The organism is Vibrio penaeicida, from assembly GCF_002933855.1.
GTDB classification, from domain to species: Bacteria; Pseudomonadota; Gammaproteobacteria; order Enterobacterales; family Vibrionaceae; genus Vibrio; species Vibrio penaeicida_A.
The window spans coordinates 116,213-137,006 of sequence record NZ_BFAQ01000016.1 but is presented as its reverse complement, the minus strand read 5'-3'; the positions used below and the strand labels follow the sequence as shown (position 1 = coordinate 137,006).

Sequence of the window (20,794 nt, the reverse complement as noted above, 5' to 3'; positions counted from 1 at the left end):
GGTTGCCGATGCCTTGATATTTCAGTGTATTACGCGTGGTTGCTAGCTATCGGTACTTTCGAAAATTTTATCGGCAGAAGCGGCAACGAAACCCGAGTAGAGCTCGCCATTTTTCATTGGATAGCGCTTGGCAAATTCATAGAAGCCTCCCGGAACAACCTCCGAACTTCCTACAAAAGCAACGGGGACTTTATCCGCCATGGTGGAAGATTGCTCTAACAACACGTCTGGGGAGCCTTTCACTTCGCCGCCAAACTCATTGATGGTGAAGCCCGATTCTTTGAGATGGCGATTCACATCAATGACGTCTTCAAATTGATTTAACTGATTGACACTAACAGTAAAGTGGTTTGCACCATATCCATGAGCCGCTAACCAAGCCGCATATTCACTTTCCGCTGCCAGCGCTCGATAGTCGGTATGGTTGATATCCCACATTCTCCCACTGTGTAGGAATTTACTGCTTGCTAGCTGAGTAGTATCCACTTGATCAAGCAATCTTGCGGCGATGTCTTGCAGTTCAGGAGAGCATTTTTCTACTTCCAATTCACTGATAAACACTTTGGGCTGCTTAGGGTCTGGATGTTCAAAATGTTTTGCTACCAACTTTTTGGATTCAAAGACATAGTCACCAGCCGCTTTGTACCCGAGTTCCAAAAAGGGTTTGGCCAACGTATCTATTCCCAATGGCGCGACACCAAAAGTTCTTAGCGCAATGTGATCATTGATGAGAGCTTCATCTTCCTGCAGTAAATCATGGACCTTTTGAGCAGAAGGACAAAGGCGGGTGATGTAATCATTCCAAAGTGAAGCAAACAAAGTATCCGGCGACATAACGCCTCCTTTTTAGAACTACCGAGAGAGGTAGAGGTGACTGGAGCCTGTGACGGAGTTTTAGCTAACTGCCTGTTATTATTTTAACTTGAACAGTAAGGGGCTATAGAGATATAGCCCCTTGTTTATCTAATTTTACAGCTCAACACCCGGGCTTAGGGTGGCTGGTAACAAGGTTTCTTGCCCTTCCATTGAAGCCATTGGGTAAGCACAGTAATCCGCGGCATAGTAAGCGCTTGGTCTAAGATTACCAGACGCACCTGGACCACCAAATGGTGCATCTCCGCTTGCTCCCGTCAGCTGGCGGTTGCGGTTTACAATGCCGGCACGGATGTGTTCAACGAAGTAATCCCAATCACTGTCCATCGTGGAAACCAATCCAGCAGATAAGCCAAAACGAGTGTCGTTTGCCATCTCGACCGCAGACTCTAAGCCTTCGTAGCGAATTACCTGTAATAACGGTCCGAAGTACTCTTCATCTGGCAGGTCGGCGATTTGGGTCACGTCAATGACGCCCGGCGTAACAAACGCTTCGCCTTTTGATTCCGCTTCTATCAGGCTGACACCACCGAGACCTTGAAGGTGAGATTGCGCATTTAAAATCCCTTCAGCCGCTTGAATGGAGATTTGTGGTCCCATAAAAGGTGCAGGTTCCGCGAAAGGTTCGTCGACACGGATTTTTGCCGTTGCTGACACCAGCTTATCAACCAATTGATCGCCGCTTTCCCCAACAGGTACGTACAAACGACGCGCACAAGTACAACGTTGACCAGCACTAATGAATGCGGATTGAATGATGGTGTATACCGTGGCGTCAACATCACCAAAATGATCGGCTATCACCATTGGGTTGTTGCCGCCCATTTCCAGCGCCAGCATTTTATCCGGCTGACCTGCAAATTGGCGATGCAGTACATGACCCGTATTCGCGCTGCCAGTAAACAACACACCGTCGATTTGCTTGGAATTTGCTAATGCAATGCCGGTTTCTTTCGCACCTTGCACTAGATTTATCACGCCATCAGGTAGCCCTGCTTGCTGCCAAAGCTTCATCGCAAACTCGCCCGTCCAAGGTGTTTGCTCCGATGGTTTGAACACTACGGTATTGCCAGAAAGCAATGCAGGCACAATATGCCCGTTAGGCAAGTGGCCAGGGAAGTTATAAGGGCCAAAGACCGCCATCACACCCAATGGGCGATGTCGAAGTACAATTTGGTTGCCTGCGGCTTCTCTTTGCGCTTCACCAGTACGATCGTGATAAGCACGAATGGAAATGGCAATTTTCCCTGCCATAGCGCCCGCTTCTGTTCGGGTTTCCCAAATTGGCTTTCCGGTTTCTTTCGCGATGATGGTTGCGATTTCTTCGCTGTTTTCTTTTACCAACTCAGCAAATTTCAGTACAACGGTTTCGCGTTCGACAAAAGGCAATTTCTTCCACTGCAAGAAAGCAGAACGAGCAGCGCTTACTGCGGATTCAACCTGCTCTTCTGTTGCGCCTTTACCTTGCCAAATCGTTTCCCCATTGTAGGGGCTAGTTGACGCCAGCTCTTCACCTGAACCATCAACCCAAGATCCATTTATCCAGTGCGTGCTCATACTGCTTTTCCTTTTTTCATGTTCACGTTACTGTGCGAGCAAACGCACGTATTCGCCGTCTTTGACTTCCAATGCATTGGCAATGTCTTGTGTCAGTAAAACGGTGTCCGACGCTTTGTCGTATGCCGCTGCGCCTGCAACGGCTCTAAAATCTTCAAATGACGAATTACACATCAAATATTGTTGGGCACTGGAATGTTCTTGAACACTCACTTTGGCTCTAAACGAGCGACGTACCGAGTCAATATTTCGCAAGTCACACTCGACCGATGGACCCGCATCAAAGATGTCGACATAACCACGACACGAGAACCCTTCTTGCTCCAGTAAACGAAGCGCTGGACGTGTGTTGTCATGTACTTTACCAATCACGGTCTGCGCTTCTGGCGACAGTAAATTGATGTAAATTGGCAGCTTGGGCATAAGATCGGCAATGAAGCCTTTCTTTCCTATCCCCGTGAGATAGTCCGCCATGGTGAATTCAATAGAGAAGAAGTGTTCTTGCAGCCATTGCCAAAATGGCGAATTACCTTCGTCATCAGAAACACCGCGCATTTCTGCAAAGACAGTTTCGGAGAATCGATGCGGGTGTTCCGCCATCATTAAGAAACGACACTTGGACATGAGCCGCCCATTGAGTCCTTTGCGGAATTGGGGGCGTAAAAACAGGGTACAAATCTCACTGCAACCCGTGTAGTTATTACCAAATGTCAGCAGCTTCACTACATTATTGACGCCCAGCTTGGGTGAGGAATGCACCACTTTACTGATGTGATAGGTATAAAACGGTACATCCCAGCCAATCGAAGCCTCGATGCCAGTTGTCCCAGCGACTTCCCCCGTTTCGCTGTCAAAACCAACCATCAAATACCCTTCATCTCCGGGCTCTTTAACTTCAGGCTTATCAAAGCTGTAAACAGAGTGATCTATTCGATTGGTCAGTAATTCTTCATTGACAGGAAGAGAAGTAAATCCATGTCCTGATTCGACGGCACACGTATGCAGTGCCTCATAATCTTGTTTTGTAATCGGACGTACTACAAGCATCACAACTCCCTCCAGATGCTATGGTAAGACCCCATTCGAAGTGAAAAGGTCGGGTGATAAACACCCGACCTTGACTCGAACCGAGCGACTTAACCTAAACTAAGCTTGCGATGGCTTTTTCTAGTCTCGCTAATCCTTCTTCGATTTCTTCTTTTGAAATCACTAAAGATGGTGTGAATCGAACGACGTTGGCACCAGCAACCAGAACCATCAGCCCTTCATTTCCTGCTGCTACAAGCACATCACGAGCGCGACCTTGCCACTCTTCGTTCAGCGCTGCACCAAGCAGTAAACCTTTACCACGAACTTCAGAGAAAATCGGGTACTTATTGTTAATTCTAGTCAAACCTTCACGGAATAGCGCTTCGCGCTCTTTTACGCCCGCTAAAACGTCTGGTTGGCTTACAACGTCAACCACTGCTTCCGCTACTGCACAAGCCAACGGGTTACCACCATAGGTTGAACCGTGAGTGCCGACTTTCATGTGCTTAGACAATTCTGTTGTTGTAAGCATCGCACCGACAGGGAAACCACCACCCAGTGATTTCGCCGTGCTAAGAATATCTGGCGTGATACCAAGACCTTGGTAAGCGTAGAAGTCACCCGTACGACCGTTGCCCGTCTGCACTTCATCGAGAATAAGCAATACGTTGTGCTTGTCACACAAAGTGCGAACGGCTTCCACAAATTCAGGGGTTGGCGAAATAATTCCACCTTCGCCCTGCAATGGCTCCATCATGATGGCGCAAGTGCGCTCTGATGAAATGTGCGCTTCCAACGCTTCTACATCGTTGTAAGGCAAGTGAGTGACATCACCAGGTTTAGGACCGAATCCATCAGAATACGCCGCTTGACCACCCACTGTTACAGTGAAGAAGGTGCGGCCATGGAAGCCTTGTTTGAATGCGATAATTTCAGACTTTTCTTCACCATGCGTATCCACTGCCCAACGGCGCGCTAATTTCAGTGCGGCTTCGTTTGCTTCTGCACCTGAATTGGCAAAAAACACTTTTTCAGCAAAGCTGACTTCGGTCAGTTTTTTTGCTAGGCGAAGCGCAGGCTCGTTCGTCATGACATTACTGAGATGCCAAATTTTATTCGCTTGTTCTGTTAGTGCAGAAACCATCGCTGGATGACAATGCCCTAAGCAGCTCACAGCAATACCACCAGCAAAGTCGATATATTCTTTGTCGGCTTGGTCCCAAACTCGGGCACCCTCTCCTCGAACCGGAATGATTTCCATCGGGTTATAACAAGGTACCATTACGTCGTTAAACCAGCTGCGTTCTACTTTATTTTCCATTGTCATCACATACTCCATTTCGATCCCAATGTAATCAGCATTAGTAAGTTCAAATACCTAATGGCATTTTCTACTGCTCAAACATTGTATTTACATTAATTTAACTATTTCAATAGTGATTTGTTCTTTTTACTGAGCAAACAACACGCCACCCCAGCTCTCGCATGATTATTTATGCACGAGCAAACCGCTTTTATGAAGCAATTTATACTTATGGGTAAAATAAGCAGAGGTTAACCATATATAGATAGTAGGGTTACGCAAACAAGAGAATCGTATTGCGAATAGTTTTGCATAGACTGCGGATAGAAAAATAATTCAGAAAAATGTTAGGAAAAGTGACCCTAAGCAGGGTTTATCGTCGCAAAAAGTTCGCCAGTAACTCGTGACCTTGTTCCGTTTTGATGGATTCCGGGTGAAATTGAACGCCTTCAATCGGTAACGTCTTATGTTGAAAGCCCATAATTTCATCGAACTTCCCATCCGATGACTGTGTCCATGCTGTCACTTCAAAGCAATCTGGTAGGCTTTCGGTTTCAACCACAAGTGAGTGATAACGTGTCACTGTTAACGGCAAATTCAACTGCTTGAACAAACCAATATCGCTATGCTGAATTGGGGACGTTTTCCCATGCATGACTTTTTTGGCTCGAACAACATTGCCGCCAAAAACTTGAGCAATAGCTTGATGACCAAGACATACACCTAAAATAGGTAACTTTCCTGCAAAGTGCTCTATTGCACTCAAGGAAATTCCTGCTTCGTTCGGGGTACAAGGGCCAGGGGAAATAACCAAATGCGACGGAGCCAGTAACTCGATTTCATCTAAAGTGATTTCATCATTACGCACGACTTTTACATCCGCGCCCAGTTCACAGAAGTACTGGTAGAGGTTGTAGGTAAAAGAGTCGTAATTATCGATGATTAACAGCATAGGGAACGTCGTTTACATGGATGATTGGCTATGTAACTTAAGGGCGGTATTGTGCAGCAGAGGCGATGAAAGGCAAGTGAAAATTGTTCATAAGATGAAATTGTCAATATTCAAGCTGTAAAGCGACATTAACAGGTCGCGATTGCCCCTTCCTTTCTAAGAATAAAAAAGCCTCAGCAAACGCTGAGGCTTTAAAAGATTTAGGTAAGATTACTTACACGCGATCTCATCCCAGAAATGGTTAGAGGTCAGTGGCGTTTCCCACACACCTGGGCCATTTTTGGCAATAAAGCATTTACCAGCGTGAGTCACCTTGTCGCCATCAGCAACCTGACTGACACCTGCTTCCCACTGAATGAAACCACCTGGGTTTGTAGGAGGAGTCGTTGGTGGCGTTGTTGTTCCGTCAGCAACTACCCAAGGACCACCTAGTGCAGGATCGTCCCCTTGTGACCAGTTCTTCGCTTGGTAAACCACACCTTTGCGAGCTGCTTTATCGTTTCTGTTGTAAACCTTAGTGGCTTCCCAACCTGCAACACCATTAACTGGTGGCTCTACGCCTGCTCCGGGTTCAACCGGAATTGGCTTATCTGTTACACGAACTTGAGGCCATGTCGCATGTGAACCGTAGAAGTTCGTTACACACTTCTCATAATCACCCGGTACAAGTGCTGAGTACGCCGTTTGGAAACCAACTAGCTCACACTCAAATGAGAAACCGCCAGGGCGATCTGCATGGTATTTCCAGTTACCATCCCAGTTGGTGTAAAGCACATCAGTGGCACCATTTAGGTTCAGGCTTCCGTACGGAGTTTGCTGATAACATGTGTTTTTCTCATCAGCTTCGACTGGAATTTGGTAATGCGCAGCAAGACCTTCCCAGTAACGAATACGGTTTACAGGCTGACCTTTTGTCTTGTTCTGCTCGCCACACTCAATACCGCCATTAATAACGTTGATGGTTGTACCAAAGCCATAGCCAATGCCTGCTGCTGCTTCACGCTGAGACGGAGCCCAAGTACGGTCAATGACATGCAACATGGCTGGTTTCGGTGCTTGAGGAGTAAGGAAGAACCAGATTGCAGAAGCTAGGTTCAACCATGAATCGGCAACTAGAGCTGGGTTTTTCAATAATACTGTCGCATCACCGTCAAACATTACTTCAGAGAATGCGCCGTAGTTAAAGTGGTAAGAAAGCTGTTTAGCACCACGACCAAAGTATCCCTGACCCGCTTCACACGGCCAACGCGCGTTTTGCCAATCGTTTTGACCACAACCTGTTGTGTAGCCTTCTTGACCTTCAGCCCAGCCCATTTCACGTACGTGAACCAAAGCCTGCTGCCACTCTTCTAGCGCCAGAGGGTTGTCAGAAACATTGTCGATTGCAATGTGACCACCGGTTTCTTGAGCAAAGTGAGCAAATGCCGTTACGATGGATTTCTTACAAATCGCATCAGAGTCACGACCATCTGTGTACTCACCACAGAACGCAGGGAATTTACCAATCGCACGCAAGAAACGCGTGTAAGTGTATTCTGGAGCAGCCATACCCGTTAGGAAATCCCACTCAGCTTGAGGGAATACGCGCTCTACACGCTTAACGTTTTCTGGGTTGCTTGCTAGTCCCGGTAGGATAGCTTCAACTACCGTATTTGGACGCGTCTCCAATGCTTTAGACCAGATGTCATACATTGGATCGACAGTGATTGAGTTTTCAACCGCTTGAATATCTGCACGTGAAATGATGTAGCCAGTAGGATTCGTAGGGTCCGGTTGGATGTTCATTGCCGCGAATGCGTTTGCCGACAATAAACCGCCAATTAATACTGAAAGGTAACGTTTGGTTTTCATTCTTATTCCTCTCGCTCCATAAAAATGTAGGGAATCAACAGAATGATAAGTCACCTATTTAGTTAATCGCAGTGAAATGTATAAGTACAATTGATTATTCCGAGTCACTTCTACCATATGAAAACCGCACACCAACTTGCTACATTGGAATTGAGTAACTAATCAAGAAAATCACAGGTTTGGTAAACAACTAAATTTATATGGCAAGATCACAGTTTGAACCACAGACAAAAGACCTTATTTTTTGCATGTAAAATGAGAGTAAGGATAGAGGTCGAAGCGGAGAACACAACCAACGATCTATCTGCACCTAACTCAACGTCTTTCATGTGACTCAGTTGGTCAAGTGCAGACAGATAATCTGCTTCTATATCGCCGAAACCGTGCTCTTTGATTCAGCTAAAGCTTTGGATAGTAAGTCGCAGATAGAATCGCGCATCGAAAGACACTGAGATTCATGATGTAGGAAGAAATGATCGCCAGGCAAGATTTTCTGGCTAAAATCAGCGCCAGCAACATCCTTCCAATTTTTGAGCGATGCAATGGGTACTTCCGGATCATCTGTTGAACCGAACACCTGCATTCCACACTTCATAGAACCAAGTGGAGGGAGTAACGAACCTCGCTCGCTAAGTTCAAAGTCCGCACGAATAATCGGTAAGACCATGTTCATAAATTCCCTGTTTTCCAACAATTCTGGTGGCGCGCCATTAAGCGAACGCACCTCTTCAATTAACGCTTCATCACTGAGATGTGCCCTCAACGGAGCTGGGTCTGCACAAGTTGGAGCATGTCTTCCTGATGGGAAAAATCCAAGTAACGGGTGTTCGCTTTCTATGATGTGAGCAATGCGATAGCCCAAAGCAGCCCCAAGGCTATGCCCAAAAATAGCCCACGGTCGTTCAATGCGTTCAGCCAATTCATCGGCTAATTGTATGCTGAGTTCAGTTGGGCATGTCATCAATGAAGAGTTCAGGCGCGAACCACGTCCTGGCAATTCAACGGGTTTGACTGAGATCCAGTCGGGAAACATGGCGTCCCACTTACTGAATACAGCGGAGCTGCCGCCGGCATAGGGTAAGCAAAACAAATCAATTTCCGGATTGGCTTTGACGTCCGGAAAGGGTAAACAGGTCATGGATTCACCTTTGTACTGTGCTCACTACGAGCAATTTCAATAGCACGCCAAACGGCGCTCAATGTTGGATTTTCAAATAGAGTTGCTAAGGGTAAGCTTATGTCGAACTTGAGTTTTATCTCTCTGATCAATTGCACCCCCAGCATGGATGTTCCGCCTTCTAGGAAGAAGTTCGCCTCAGTGTTACAGGGTTTAGAATCTAAAATTTCTGCCCAGAGGGCTGCGAGCGGAGCAAGATCCTCATCATCTAGAGTCGCGCTCTCGGTGCACGTTTCACTGCAGTTTGTCGCCGATGTCAGCGCTTGCTCAGCCAGTTTTCGTAATGCGGCTTGGTCGCGTTTTCCATTCACATTCAATGGCATCGCATCGATTCGGAACACGTGGCTTGGCACCATATAAGCTGGTAGCTCACCACGTAAGGTATGGCGTATTTCCTCAGCATCAAAACCATCTCCCGTGCACAGTGCCGCCAGTACAGGTTGGTCATTATTACTTTGAACCACCATTACTGCAGCACTCTTGATTGGAGCTTGGGCAAGCAGATGAGATTCCACATCGCCAGCTTCTATTCGATGCCCACGTAGCTTAAGTTGAAAATCCAATCGACCAAGAAACTCTACCGAGCCATCATCACGCCATCTTCCAAGATCGCCAGTTGAATAGAGTCGTCGGCCACTTTTATGTGTAATAAAACTGGATTCAGTGCGCTGGACATCATTGTAATAACCGTCAGCGAGCCCCAATCCTTCAATGTAGATTTGCCCCACAACCCAAGGTAAGCAAGGAGTACCATCCTTATCGAGCACATGTAACTGTTGACCCGCAAGACCATAACCATAGGGAATAGAGCGCCAATCCTCCCTGATTTCTGTAACAGAAAAATAGTTTGACCATATTGATGCCTCAGTCGCGCCACCGAGAGAGTAAAAGTGCGTTTTCGGCAGATAATTCAATACTTGTTTCGCAAGAGGCATTGGGATCCAGTCACCACTCAGCATGATAACTTTAAGGCTGGTTAACGCTTCCTGACTGAACTCTTTTCCTTGTAAGAACGCCATTTCGAGTAACGCGGGGACGGAGTTCCAAACGGTGACTCCGTTTCGCTTACATTGCTCAAGTATGATCATCGGATCAGGAACTTCCGCATCGGGAGGAATGACGACAGATGCTCCTGTAATGAGCGTACCCCAAATATCGTACACACTGAGGTCAAAGTTCAGCGCAGACAGTGCCAATACCTTATCTTCCGAATGGATGGAAAAGCGGCGGTTAATCTCATATAGGGTGTTTAAAACCGCGCCATGAGAAGTGGCAACTCCCTTAGGCTGACCAGTCGATCCGGATGTGTAAATGACATAAGCCAACGCTTCTTTTGAGCTTATATTCGGCTTCTCAAGTTCAGGATGAGCGAGCAAGTCATCAACGCTTAAATCACCGGTTTGTTCTCCAATAATGAATTGAAGACCACTCTGCTCAATGATCGCCTTCCGACGTGCATCAGGTAAACGGATGTCCATCGGCAACCATGCTCCTCCAGCGAGTACAATACCGATCACACTGATGATTTGTTGAGAACCTTTGGGTAAGGAAACCCCCACTAGGTCACCTTGCTTTACCCCCGATAAAACCAAGCCTTGAGCAACCGATAGAGCTTTTTCCGCCAGCTCTCGATAGGTCATTTCACGCCCTTGCGAATCAACCAGCGCGACAGCGTTACTCGATCGCTGAACCTGATTCAAAAACGCCTGCCCCAAATTACTTTCTGCCAAGTTACTTTCTGCAGAAACCTCTGGCAGCTCCACTAAAGGTTTTAGATCGCTCTCCTTAAGAGCGGCTGGATTGACACTTAGCCAAGCTTGTTCGTTATTGAGCAGTTCCGACAGCGCCCATTCAAAACGTTCGAATAGCGCCTCTGGTAACCCTTTTTCAAATACGCCGTCTACGTAATCCCAGTAGTACAAAAGACCATCCTGATCTTCGACAACTTGGTGGTCCAGCCAAACTTGTGGCGTACGGAGTTCACTGGATATTGGACGGAACATCTCTTTTAATTTGTTCGGCATGCCTTCGGCGGCTTGTTGCGATATCCCACTCGTAAAGACAAAAGGCACCGCAGGCTGGTTTGGGTCGCGGGTTTGTTGTAATCGCCTTAGTAGAGAAACTCCAGACAATGACGCGTGCGGCAACCGCTCAGCAAACATGGCTTGAACGGCTTTCGCCTGTTCGATGAAATGCCCCTGACCGTCGCTGGTCATCAAAATCGTATTACTGTGGTTTCCGACGACCAAGCCCATTTCTGCATGATCAAAAGGACGAAAGTTAGTCAGCATGTTGATAACGAAACGTTCGTCTTGGGACCACAATCGGAGTACAGAAGCATAGAGCGCGAACATGACAGCGTTCGGAGTCGTACCGTGTGCTTGTGCCTTTTTTTTGATTTGAGTCCAATCCTCAAGCCCCAAACTGCCGCCCAACCGAACAAATTTCGATTGTTTAGGCATTTCTCCTCTCATCGGCAACTGTGGTGCTGCGGGCAAGGATTCCAACGCCTTAGACCAATATGACTCTGCCTCCGTCGTGTCTAGCGCGCGTAACGCCAGCACATAGTCTCGGTAACTAAGCTGAGGTTTCGTGAGTAAGGGTTGACCAGACAACGCAGACAATAAGTCGTGAAAGAGTCGAGCAAGCGAAGGACCGTCCATAACGATCAATCGCACGGCAAATATTAACCTATCACCTTCTGGCAAATGTAAGAGTGCGGCTGCCATGGGCGGGCCATCTTGCAATGATGGCAAAACTTGCTCAGGAAAATTGTCTGCAAGCTCCACACACTTAGCCTCGGCATCTTCCTGACTCATCGACCTAAGTGAATGACATTGAAGATGGATTGGCAGCTCACCGACTGGCATGATCTGCTGAGTACCATCGTCTTTAAAGCGTGTACGGAGAACTTCGTGCGCACTTTGCAACTGATGCAGCGCAGACTGAACACGCTCCTCCGACAGATCTTTAAACTCTACATGGTGGACGTAGCACGCAATTGCCGACTGGACATACCCGCCATGCTCTCCGACCCAATAAGCTTGTTGCAAATCCGTTAATGGAAATGGTTCATAGCGCTCCTGAGGATTTGAGTCTATTTGTGGTGCTTGTCTTCCAGAACTCAGCGCTGATATTAAGGCACTTTTATGCGCTTTCATCGCTTCAAGTAAATTGGCGTCCATAGCCCCTTTCGGGGCTTTAAAGCGTAATTGACCTTTCTCTACCCAAAGTCGGATGTGGCGCTTTTGAGCCTCTTCGCGCAGCTCCTGGAGAGACTGTTCTTGGAGCGTATCCATCAAATCACCCCCTCTTCGAATGCTTCTTCTTCAATATCGAGCTCTTGATTATCGAGAGTTGCTGGTAAATCCCCCATCAACACTGCTTGATCGCATAATCGGGGCGTTTTGACGAGCGTCGCCAAATCCAGATAAATACCGTGTTTGTCTTGCAATAAACCGCTAAGACGAGTCAACAACAAGCTATCTCCCCCTAACATGAAGAAGTTGGCGTCCGCCGTTTCTACAGGGATGTTAAGCGTGTCAGACCAAGCACTTGCCAACAAATGCTCCTTATCTGTCGTCAGTGCCAAACCGCCTGATTCAAGTGATTCATGGTGACTTGATGATTTGATTTCCGTTGCGAGTTTTTGGCGATCCACCTTACCGTTAAGCGTAAGTGGCAGTTCCAACAAATGATGCCAATGCGCAGGCTGCATATGTGCAGGCAACTGGCTCTTTAACAAGCTTTGGATTGATTGAACATCCAGCGAACAGTCACTGCCGCTGTTTTGCCCAAGTAACACGTGATAGTTCATCGCTTCGGTGTCGTGCCCCGCTTTAGGGAAGCACGTTGCTTTCGCAAAGCCAGCGCGATTCATGACTTGTTGCCAACTCGGTGCCGAAATCATAGGTAAGCAAGTTTCCAGCCTTTCATCAGCGTAATGCGTCAAACCTTCAACAAACCCTAGGCTTACCAGCTGGAAACGAGGGTTATTTGTTCCTTCGACAAGTAAGAGTGCACCATCGGGCTTGAGCAAGGCACGTAGACGTCGGCTCGCGGCATTCAGATCTTCGGCATCGTGCAATACGTTGGCACCGATGACGAGGTCATATTCACCATACTGATACCCCTGTAAACTTGGCTCCTCGTTGATGTTATACAAGCCATAATTGAGCTGAGGGTACGCCTTAAAGACATCCGCGGCATTATCCAAAAAGTAAGTGGATAAATCGGTAAAGTCATAACTGAAATCGGAACTAGGCATGTTGGTCAATATTTCGTGGGTCACGCTTCCGATACCTGCGCCAAACTCTAGAATACGCAACGGTCCTGAGCGATTGCTTAAAAAGCCTCCTGCGACTTTACCTGCAACACGGTTGAAATGCGTGGAAACGGGGTTTTCTCGATACCAACTTTCAGCAAAATCGGTTTTACCGTCCTCAAACATTAATTCCAGCGGGTTGAAACTTCCATCGAGCAGGGCTCCACTTCGTTCAATACAGCGCGATATTAACGACCAAATACGTTGAGTATGCTCAGGTCCCGTCTCTGTGTGAGCAACAATCTTAGCAAATTGGCGATCATACTCTTCCGCGTCCTTAATGCGGTGCGTCGCCTTGTATTCACCCTTTTCAAGGACAAGATAACCATCCTCTGTCAGTACGCGAACCCAGCTTTCGAAAAGCTTTTGGTAATGAGGGGAAACCTTCAGTGCATCCACAAGTGTTACAAACGAGGCTGTATCCCCCTCCGTTTTGAAGAAGCCTACAGCTTGGATCGTACGTAGCATTACCCATGTAGCCAACTGTTCCATGTCGGAATAATGTTCAGCGTAGTCGGCCAAATCAAAATTCTCTGGAAGGTGTTCAATCGCATTGTGTCCATCATCGGAGGCTTGATACCAATCTTGGTCAGTGACTGTACTTGTGACTTCGATTGATTTAACAAAGCCGTGTAGCTGACGTGTGGGCTCACCCGCGTAAACAACAACCGCTTCACTAACCTGTGGATGTTGTTCAATCGCGGCTTCAATTTCTCCCGGCTCGACTCGTAAGCCATTAATTTTTATTTGGTTGTCTATGCGACCAAGGATATCCAGTTGACCATCCGGTCTTAACACCCCCATATCACCGGTGTAGAACAGAGGTTCACCCGTTAGAGGGTGTGGTCGATACTTTTCTGCAGTACGTTCTGCATCTTTGAGATAACCCAATGAGCGAGCCATCCCTCCCATACAAATTTCGCCCACAACATTTGGTGGACACTCAATTCCTGCTGAGTTGAGCAACACACACGTCTGATTTGGCAGAGGGCGTCCATATGGAATACGCGACGAATCCTCTTCGATATTTTGAATTCGGTAATGAGTAGACACGATGGCCGTCTCTGTCGGTCCTCCGATAGAGTGGATGTCGACCTCCGGCCAAACTTTTTGGATTCGACGAACTAACTCTACGGGAATCCAATCTCCTCCCATCATGATATGACGAGGTGAAGGTGGGACCGAATTTTGTTGTTCAATGGCGTCAAGCAGCATAGTGATGAACGCTGGCACAGCATTTAAAATGCTTGGCTTGTGTTCATGCATGAGCGATAGCCAATGCATGGCATCGTAGGCTCTGTCCCTTTCTGGTAGAACAACGGAACCACCACTCCCAAACATCGCAAACAAGTCAAACACCGACATATCGTGGTGGAAAGCACACATCGATAAGGTACGGTCATCAGGACCAAGGTCCAGAATATTCGCCAGTTGCTGCAACGTATTTAGAGGGGCTTCATGGTCTAGCATGACCCCTTTAGGAACCCCTGTACTGCCCGATGTGTAGATAATGTACGACAGCTGATCACTTGTTTGGCGTGCTATCGGTTTCTCGGTTGATTCATCTGTCAGGTTCAATCGCTGTACGTTGATCACAGAACAAGGCACCGACAACTCAATATCAGCCACAGTAAGAATCGCAAGCGGTTCGAGAACAAGCAGGATCTGCTCTAGACGCTGATTATCAAAATCGGCGTTGATGGGCGTATAGCAGCCACCAGCCGTTTGAATCGCCAGTGCGGTAATCACGGCTTCAACACTTTTTGGCATGACGACCGCGACAGGTTCTGACGCTGATAGACCTAAATGGATAAGGTGGTTGGCAAGTTGATTGACTCGGGCTTGCACTTCTTGGTAACTGAGCGATGAATCGTGGGTGAGTAATGCCGGTCTTTGAGCCACCTGCCCCGCACTTTTATGGAACGGTTCAGGCATGAGTGTCGGTAATTGAGTGTCGACCACTCGATTCAGCGAGCTAGAAATAGCTTTCGCCTGATCACTACGCAAATCAGGGACTTGTGCTGTCCAGAATTCTTCCTCTTTTGCTAGCTTGTCCAATATTGAAGTGTACGTTTCGAAGAGACCTTCAATCATTGGCTTTTCAAAGAACTCATCGGCAATGAACCACTGTGTGAACAATGCACCATTGGATTCCCTAGCCTGATAGTCTAACCACACTTGAGGCGTCTGGTTAACCTCGAAGATTTGATGGCGCTGCAATTCCCACCCAGGTTGAGATGGGTCATTAAAGTCCATGCCGATCATTGACGTAAATACAACGGGCATTTGAATCGCATCGGCACCTTCCCCCATATGACGTCCCAAATCTCGCATCACGCGGATACCGTTGTAGTCGCGATGCTCAAGCGCTTTCCATAACGATTCTTGCGTGCGTTTGGCGGCGTCAATGAACGTTTCGGTGGCATCGACAGAAACGGGGAGCAACATCAACGAAGTGAAATCACCACATATATCCATGACTTGAGGATGCACGTTTTTTCGGTTGAAGTACGTAATATTGAGTGTGAATTCAGAGCTTTTGGCGTAAGACGCGATGGCATACGTATACGCAGCCAGCATTGCTCCGCTTGGTGTTATCCCGAAATCACGCGCTCTTTGCTTGAAGACCTCCCAAGTATCACGTTCAAGTACGTGATCCAGTGTCCTAAACGACATCTGCTCGGAAGTGGATTCCTCACGAATCATTGGCAATTCTGGCGCAGGTGGAATGTCGTTCAGTTTATTTTGCCAATACTCTTTGGCGCTTAACCAGCGAGGTTCAACTTCGCGCGCCTTCTCTACCATGATGTAATCGCGGAAACTCAAGGTTAGCGGTTGGAACTCAGTATCTGGATTTAACAAGAGCGTATCCAATTCACCAAAAATTACACGTAGACTTTGGATATCGAACACCAATAGGTCCATATCCAAATGAACACGGATACCTCCATCCCATTTTGAAACACTCAGCTCAAACAGAGGCCATGTTTGTGGATTAAAGACCTGATAACTCATGCGTTGGCGCGTATTTGCCAAGTGGCTTTCTCGCTCCTCAACTGAAGCGTTACTCAAGTCTGTAACTCCAACTTGGTAGTGCGTTTGGTCGCTGTGCGGCAATATTCGTTGAAGACCATCTCCGGTGATCACACAACGCATCATGTCATGTCGAGCGATCAGTCGATTCCAAGCGGTCTCTAACTTGTCTATATCCAACTCATCGAACTGAAGTTCCAGATATTCATGACAAGACACGCTGCCTAAGTTCAGATCATTGCGACGCCCTAACCAAAAAGCTTGCTGTAAATCGGTTAAAGGGAAGGGTTCGTATGCTGCGGCAGGATCCGCAACAATGGTACTCTCCGCCTCGCTTGTGGTGCTTTGGGAGAATTCAATATCGTCTTTTTTAAGTTGTGAAGCGATGTATTGGCTTAACGCCGTTATCGTACCGTGCTCGTAGCCAGCAGTCGGTGGCAGATCCATACTGAAGGTTTTGTTGATCACCTGAACAATATCTAAAAAGATCAGTGAGTCCACACCTTGGCCAGTCAGCGAGCCGTCGGGATCCAGTTGATCGGAACTGTATTGAAGCCGCTGACAAATCAATTGATGCAAAAATTCAGCAACCGTTTTTTTGGCTTCTTCAGTACTGAGATTGTCTAGGCTGATCAGGTTATTCCCATCCGTTGCCGCGGGTGTCGCTGCATCGGTTGATTCAATGGTAAAGATATCTTTGAGATAGACAGATGTCGCCGGAAGTTTACTGACGACTTGCCCTAATACGTTGGCATCATAAAGAATAGGAGTAAGCCCCGACTCATTGTGCTGAATCAATTGCTCCATCACGGAAAACGTCTGTTCTTTTGAGAGTGCTACCATGCCCGTGTCATTAACACTGGCAACATATTGGGCGTCTCTTGATAGCTGTAACTGACTCCATGAGACTGTGAGAGCAGGCACACCATGTTGGCGCAAATACGCTGCGTATGAATCCTGCCAAGCATTTGCCGTCGCGTAACCGCTGGTACCCGAAATAGCCATCATGCTACTTAATGACGTAAACATACAAAACAGTTCAAGAGGTTGATTCTCAAACACGCGGTGTAGGTTCATACTGCCGATAAGTTTGACAGGCAAAGAGCCCTCGAACGCACTGCTGTCGTCCAGAGGGTGCAATTTATGCGTCCCCGCATGCGCGGTATGGAACACACGACTTACAGTAACGTCCAATGTGTCGAACGCGGCGCTCAAGGCGTGCTCTTCCACAAGACTGGCTTGCAGTACATGCACCGTCACTTCTCGGCTTTGCAGGGATTGAATTAAGGCTTCCTGTTGTTCGTTTAAAGCCTGTCGCACGATAATGACGAGCTTATCGCAGCCTTTCTCAACTAACCATTCAGCAAGCCCAAGCCCCACCGCGCCTAAACCGGCTATCACCGTAAAGTGTTCACTGCGCCACTCCATAGCTTGTTGAGGTGTTCCCACCTCTTTGCTGACAACGTCTAAAGTGTAGAGCTGATTATTTTTCAAGCTCAAGATAGGGCTAGGCTCATCAAGGTTCGACAGTATGGACACCAATGCGCTATCCACTGTGCAATCATGAATATCCAAACAATGAAGAGAGAGCTGCGGCTTTTCGTTAGCTAAACTGCGATTTAAGTTTTGGAAAGGCCAAAGCAAGTTATCACTATGTGGGCTATTCCCATCACTTACTTTTTGAGCTGAACTTGATAGCAAGGTGATGATGCGGCACTTAGGGTGCTGTTCACCGTACTGCCCTAGCTGAACGAGCTTTTCTCTTGCAGCCGTCAGCGTTTGTGCTGATGCCTCTAAAGTCCAGTCCAAGGTTAGGGGACGAGTATCAATTAACCGATCACACTCTTGCACACTCTGAACGGTGTCGTAAATATCACATTGATGGCCTGAAGCACTTATCCCAACGTTTAAGCTGTCAGCCCATTTGTTGTTTCCGATGATCGCCCAACGAAGTTTAAGCTCATCATCAAATTCAGATTTTGGTGCGACATCGTTAGTAATGGGCTGCCATTGCCATCCCCAGAACTCCATGCTTTGGGCTGGCTCTTTTTCTTGTATCCCATAGCCACTGTGCTGCCTTGCCGCAGGATAATGGATCGGAGTGGATGCCCAACAATGCGTGTCCGAAAAGACCAACGGGGGCATTTCAGAAAACGGGGCAGCTGCATTTTCGTAGTATGCTTCTAAAGGTTGCTCGTAACCCAAACTGAACAACTGCGCGACCAATTCGTGGCTATGCTCATAACCCACTTTGCCAGCGACACACTCACTGTCAAAAACGTCAGAGTGTTTGAGTAGCGATAAGAAGCTGCCATCAGGGCTTATCTCAACCACAAGATCAGGCTCTTCCTTGGCAATGGATTCTAATGCTGGATGAAAGAGTACTGGGCTGCGCAATTGCTGAAACCAATAGTCGAGCGTAAGGTCGCCGGACTGGACTTCTTCTCCAGTCAGTGTGGAGTACATACAGACGTCACTCTCTTCTTCTGCAGTCGCTTCTTGCTGCAACGTAAATTGGAGAAAGTCGTCACGAATCGCTTCCATGGTGGAGGAATGGAATGCTCGATGCACGTCCAGTTCTTTGTAAGCAATCTGCGATGCATCCAAACTTTCAATAAGACGTGAAACATCGCTATCACGGCCGCTGAGAGTGAAACGGTCAGCGCTGTTGATAGAGGCAATAGAAATGGCTTCATGTGCACTTAACACATCCTGCAACTGCGCCTCAGGCAACTTTATCGCTAACATTCGACCTTCATCGGTTTGCTCTTGCATCAATCGCGCTCGGTGCGCCACCAATCGAACAACAGACTCGACGGAAAAGTGTTCAGCCATGACACAAGCCGCAAACTCACCAATAGAATGGCCTGCAACAAAGTCTGGCTCTACCTCCCAATCAATCAGCAGTAACCCCATCGCATACTGCCAAGCGAATAAAGCGGGTTGTGTATACAATGTTTGATTGAGCTTTTCAGCGAGGTGGTCATCGAACATGACCTCTTTTAAGTTGGCAATCCCTGCGTCGCTAAACAAGCGGTCGCAATCATCAATCGCGTCTCTGAATACGGCATACTTTTCATAAAATGCCTTTCCCATTCCAGGTTTTTGGCTGCCCTGCCCCGAGAAAACCCATGCGACTGTAGGGTTCGTTTTAACCGTTTGGACAGTGGCATTCTTCAGAGCTTTACGAAAATCTTTTTTGCTTTTTCCGTAAAGTGCAACTCTAGAGGAGTAATGGGTTCGCTTTAATGCAGCAGTCTTACATTGAGATGCAATTTGATCGTTTTCAAGGCTAGAAACAAATTGATTTGCCTGTTCAAGCACATTGCTTTCTTTGTGGTTGCTGACCGCCAGTATTTCAAATTCATCCGAGCTTGTGTCACGCGCCTCAGGTTCTTGTTTTGGTGGCTGTTCTACGATCATATGGCAGTTGGTTCCACCAATACCAAAAGAACTTACCGCGGCGATTCGAGACTGAAAACGGTTAGGCCAAACACTGCAGTCATGCGCTAAATAGAATGGGGTTGTATCAAACTGAATACGTGGATTTTCCGGTCGGCAATGTAGGCTTGGCAGTATCAAACCGTCTCTTACTGACAATATCGATTTGATCAGACTGGCGACCCCAGCAGCGGTATCGAGATGACCTACGTTACCTTTTACTGAGCCAATGGCGCAGTTTTGGTTGGGCACATCGAACGTGCTGTAAACTTCTGAAATAGCTTGGACTTCAATCGGATCACCAAGGGGAGTCCCTGTACCGTGCGCCTCCAGCAGGCCGATATCTTTTGGATCGACGCCACTTTTTTTCAAAGCCATCTCTATGGCTTTTTTCTGTCCAGTCTTACCGGGTGCGGTATAACCCAGCTTGGCTTTTCCATCATTAGAAATCGCAGAGCCCTTTAGCACTGCGTGAATTTTATTGCCGTCTTTAATTGCATCATCCAAACGTTTGAGCGCGACAATACCTAAGCCATTACCAGCGACGATGCCCGTGCCCTCTTCGCTGAAAGGACGGCATTTCCCATCATTCGAAAATATCATGCCTTCCGATGCTCGGTACCCAACCCCTTGCGGGAACGAAATGGCTACCCCACCTGCAAAGGCACTGTCACATTCACCACTGCGCAAAGACTGACAGGCTTGATGCACCGCGACCAGTGAAGTCGAGCAAGCCGATTGCACTGTCAGCGCTGGACCGTTTAAGTTAAGAAAATACGACGCTCTTGTGGCAAGGTAATCTTTGTCGTTACCCATCAATTGTTGGAAGGATTCAGATTCGGTTATTTGCTCAGGACGTATTGGTGAAAGAAAGGCTTGGTACGTACTCTGACGACACCCCGCAAAAATACCAATGTTATCTTCATCTCGCGTCAGGTTAGATACGTCTAACAACTTGCGGCATTCCGCCAAAAATAACCGGTGCTGAGGATCCATCAATGAAGCTTCTTTAGGCGAAAGAGAAAAGAAGCCATAATCAAAGTTCGCGACATTCTCAATGAGCGTGCCGGCATTAATAAAATCATCATCTTCGAGCAATGAAGGATCTATCCCTTCACGCTCTATTTCTTCAGGTGTTAACGGATGAATAGAATCGTGACCAAAAAGAAGGTTTTCTCTGAATGCTTTAACGCTGGGGGCATCAGGGAAACGACAAGTCATTCCAATCACAGCAATGGGCATATCGGGCTTCAT

General features: G+C 47.3%; 9 protein-coding genes. All 9 read right to left on the bottom strand.

Annotation, left to right across the window (positions count from 1 at the left end):
• Positions 1-42 precede the first annotated feature (42 nt).
• Positions 43-834 carry a DUF1338 domain-containing protein gene (locus VPNCDNU1_RS09695; protein ID WP_104400153.1) on the bottom strand — a complete coding sequence of 264 codons (792 nt, stop codon included), beginning with the start codon at positions 832-834 and terminating at the stop codon, positions 43-45.
• A 135-nt stretch (positions 835-969) separates the two neighbouring features.
• Positions 970-2,430 (bottom strand): succinylglutamate-semialdehyde dehydrogenase, encoded by a 1,461-nt coding sequence (astD, locus tag VPNCDNU1_RS09690; RefSeq protein WP_104400152.1) that lies wholly within the window; start codon positions 2,428-2,430, stop codon positions 970-972.
• Positions 2,431-2,457: 27 nt separating this feature from the next.
• On the bottom strand, positions 2,458-3,477 hold the full coding sequence (astA, locus tag VPNCDNU1_RS09685; RefSeq protein WP_104400151.1) for an arginine N-succinyltransferase: 1,020 nt from the start codon (positions 3,475-3,477) through the stop codon (positions 2,458-2,460).
• A gap of 94 nt (positions 3,478-3,571) precedes the next feature.
• Positions 3,572-4,786, bottom strand: coding sequence for an aspartate aminotransferase family protein (locus VPNCDNU1_RS09680; RefSeq protein WP_104400150.1), 1,215 nt, complete (start codon positions 4,784-4,786; stop codon positions 3,572-3,574).
• Positions 4,787-5,135: 349 nt separating this feature from the next.
• Positions 5,136-5,714: an aminodeoxychorismate/anthranilate synthase component II gene (locus tag VPNCDNU1_RS09675; RefSeq protein ID WP_104400149.1), complete on the bottom strand. Its 579-nt coding sequence runs from the start codon at positions 5,712-5,714 to the stop codon at positions 5,136-5,138.
• Positions 5,715-5,924: 210 nt separating this feature from the next.
• Positions 5,925-7,565, bottom strand: a complete 1,641-nt coding sequence (locus tag VPNCDNU1_RS09670) for a chitinase (RefSeq protein WP_104400148.1) — start codon at positions 7,563-7,565, stop codon at positions 5,925-5,927.
• Between the two features lie 367 nt (positions 7,566-7,932).
• Entirely contained in the window at positions 7,933-8,703 is a 771-nt protein-coding gene (locus tag VPNCDNU1_RS09665; RefSeq protein WP_104400147.1) for a thioesterase II family protein, read from the bottom strand.
• Positions 8,700-12,041 (bottom strand): non-ribosomal peptide synthetase, encoded by a 3,342-nt coding sequence (locus VPNCDNU1_RS09660; protein WP_104400146.1) that lies wholly within the window; start codon positions 12,039-12,041, stop codon positions 8,700-8,702. Before VPNCDNU1_RS09660 ends, VPNCDNU1_RS09665 begins: the two co-directional genes overlap by 4 nt.
• Positions 12,041-20,794: a hybrid non-ribosomal peptide synthetase/type I polyketide synthase gene (locus VPNCDNU1_RS09655; RefSeq protein ID WP_104400145.1), complete on the bottom strand. Its 8,754-nt coding sequence runs from the start codon at positions 20,792-20,794 to the stop codon at positions 12,041-12,043. Before VPNCDNU1_RS09655 ends, VPNCDNU1_RS09660 begins: the two co-directional genes overlap by 1 nt.

Bases quoted from the DNA above. Each gene is read 5' to 3' on its own strand.
- VPNCDNU1_RS09695 (WP_104400153.1), bottom strand. From the start codon at position 834: ATGTCGCCGGATACTTTGTTTGCTTCACTTTGGAATGATTACATCACC.
- astD (WP_104400152.1), bottom strand. From the start codon at position 2,430: ATGAGCACGCACTGGATAAATGGATCTTGGGTTGATGGTTCAGGTGAA.
- astA (WP_104400151.1), bottom strand. From the start codon at position 3,477: ATGCTTGTAGTACGTCCGATTACAAAACAAGATTATGAGGCACTGCAT.
- VPNCDNU1_RS09680 (WP_104400150.1), bottom strand. From the start codon at position 4,786: ATGACAATGGAAAATAAAGTAGAACGCAGCTGGTTTAACGACGTAATG.
- VPNCDNU1_RS09675 (WP_104400149.1), bottom strand. From the start codon at position 5,714: ATGCTGTTAATCATCGATAATTACGACTCTTTTACCTACAACCTCTAC.
- VPNCDNU1_RS09670 (WP_104400148.1), bottom strand. From the start codon at position 7,565: ATGAAAACCAAACGTTACCTTTCAGTATTAATTGGCGGTTTATTGTCG.
- VPNCDNU1_RS09665 (WP_104400147.1), bottom strand. From the start codon at position 8,703: ATGACCTGTTTACCCTTTCCGGACGTCAAAGCCAATCCGGAAATTGAT.
- VPNCDNU1_RS09660 (WP_104400146.1), bottom strand. From the start codon at position 12,041: ATGGATACGCTCCAAGAACAGTCTCTCCAGGAGCTGCGCGAAGAGGCT.
- VPNCDNU1_RS09655 (WP_104400145.1), bottom strand. From the start codon at position 20,794: ATGAAGCCCGATATGCCCATTGCTGTGATTGGAATGACTTGTCGTTTC.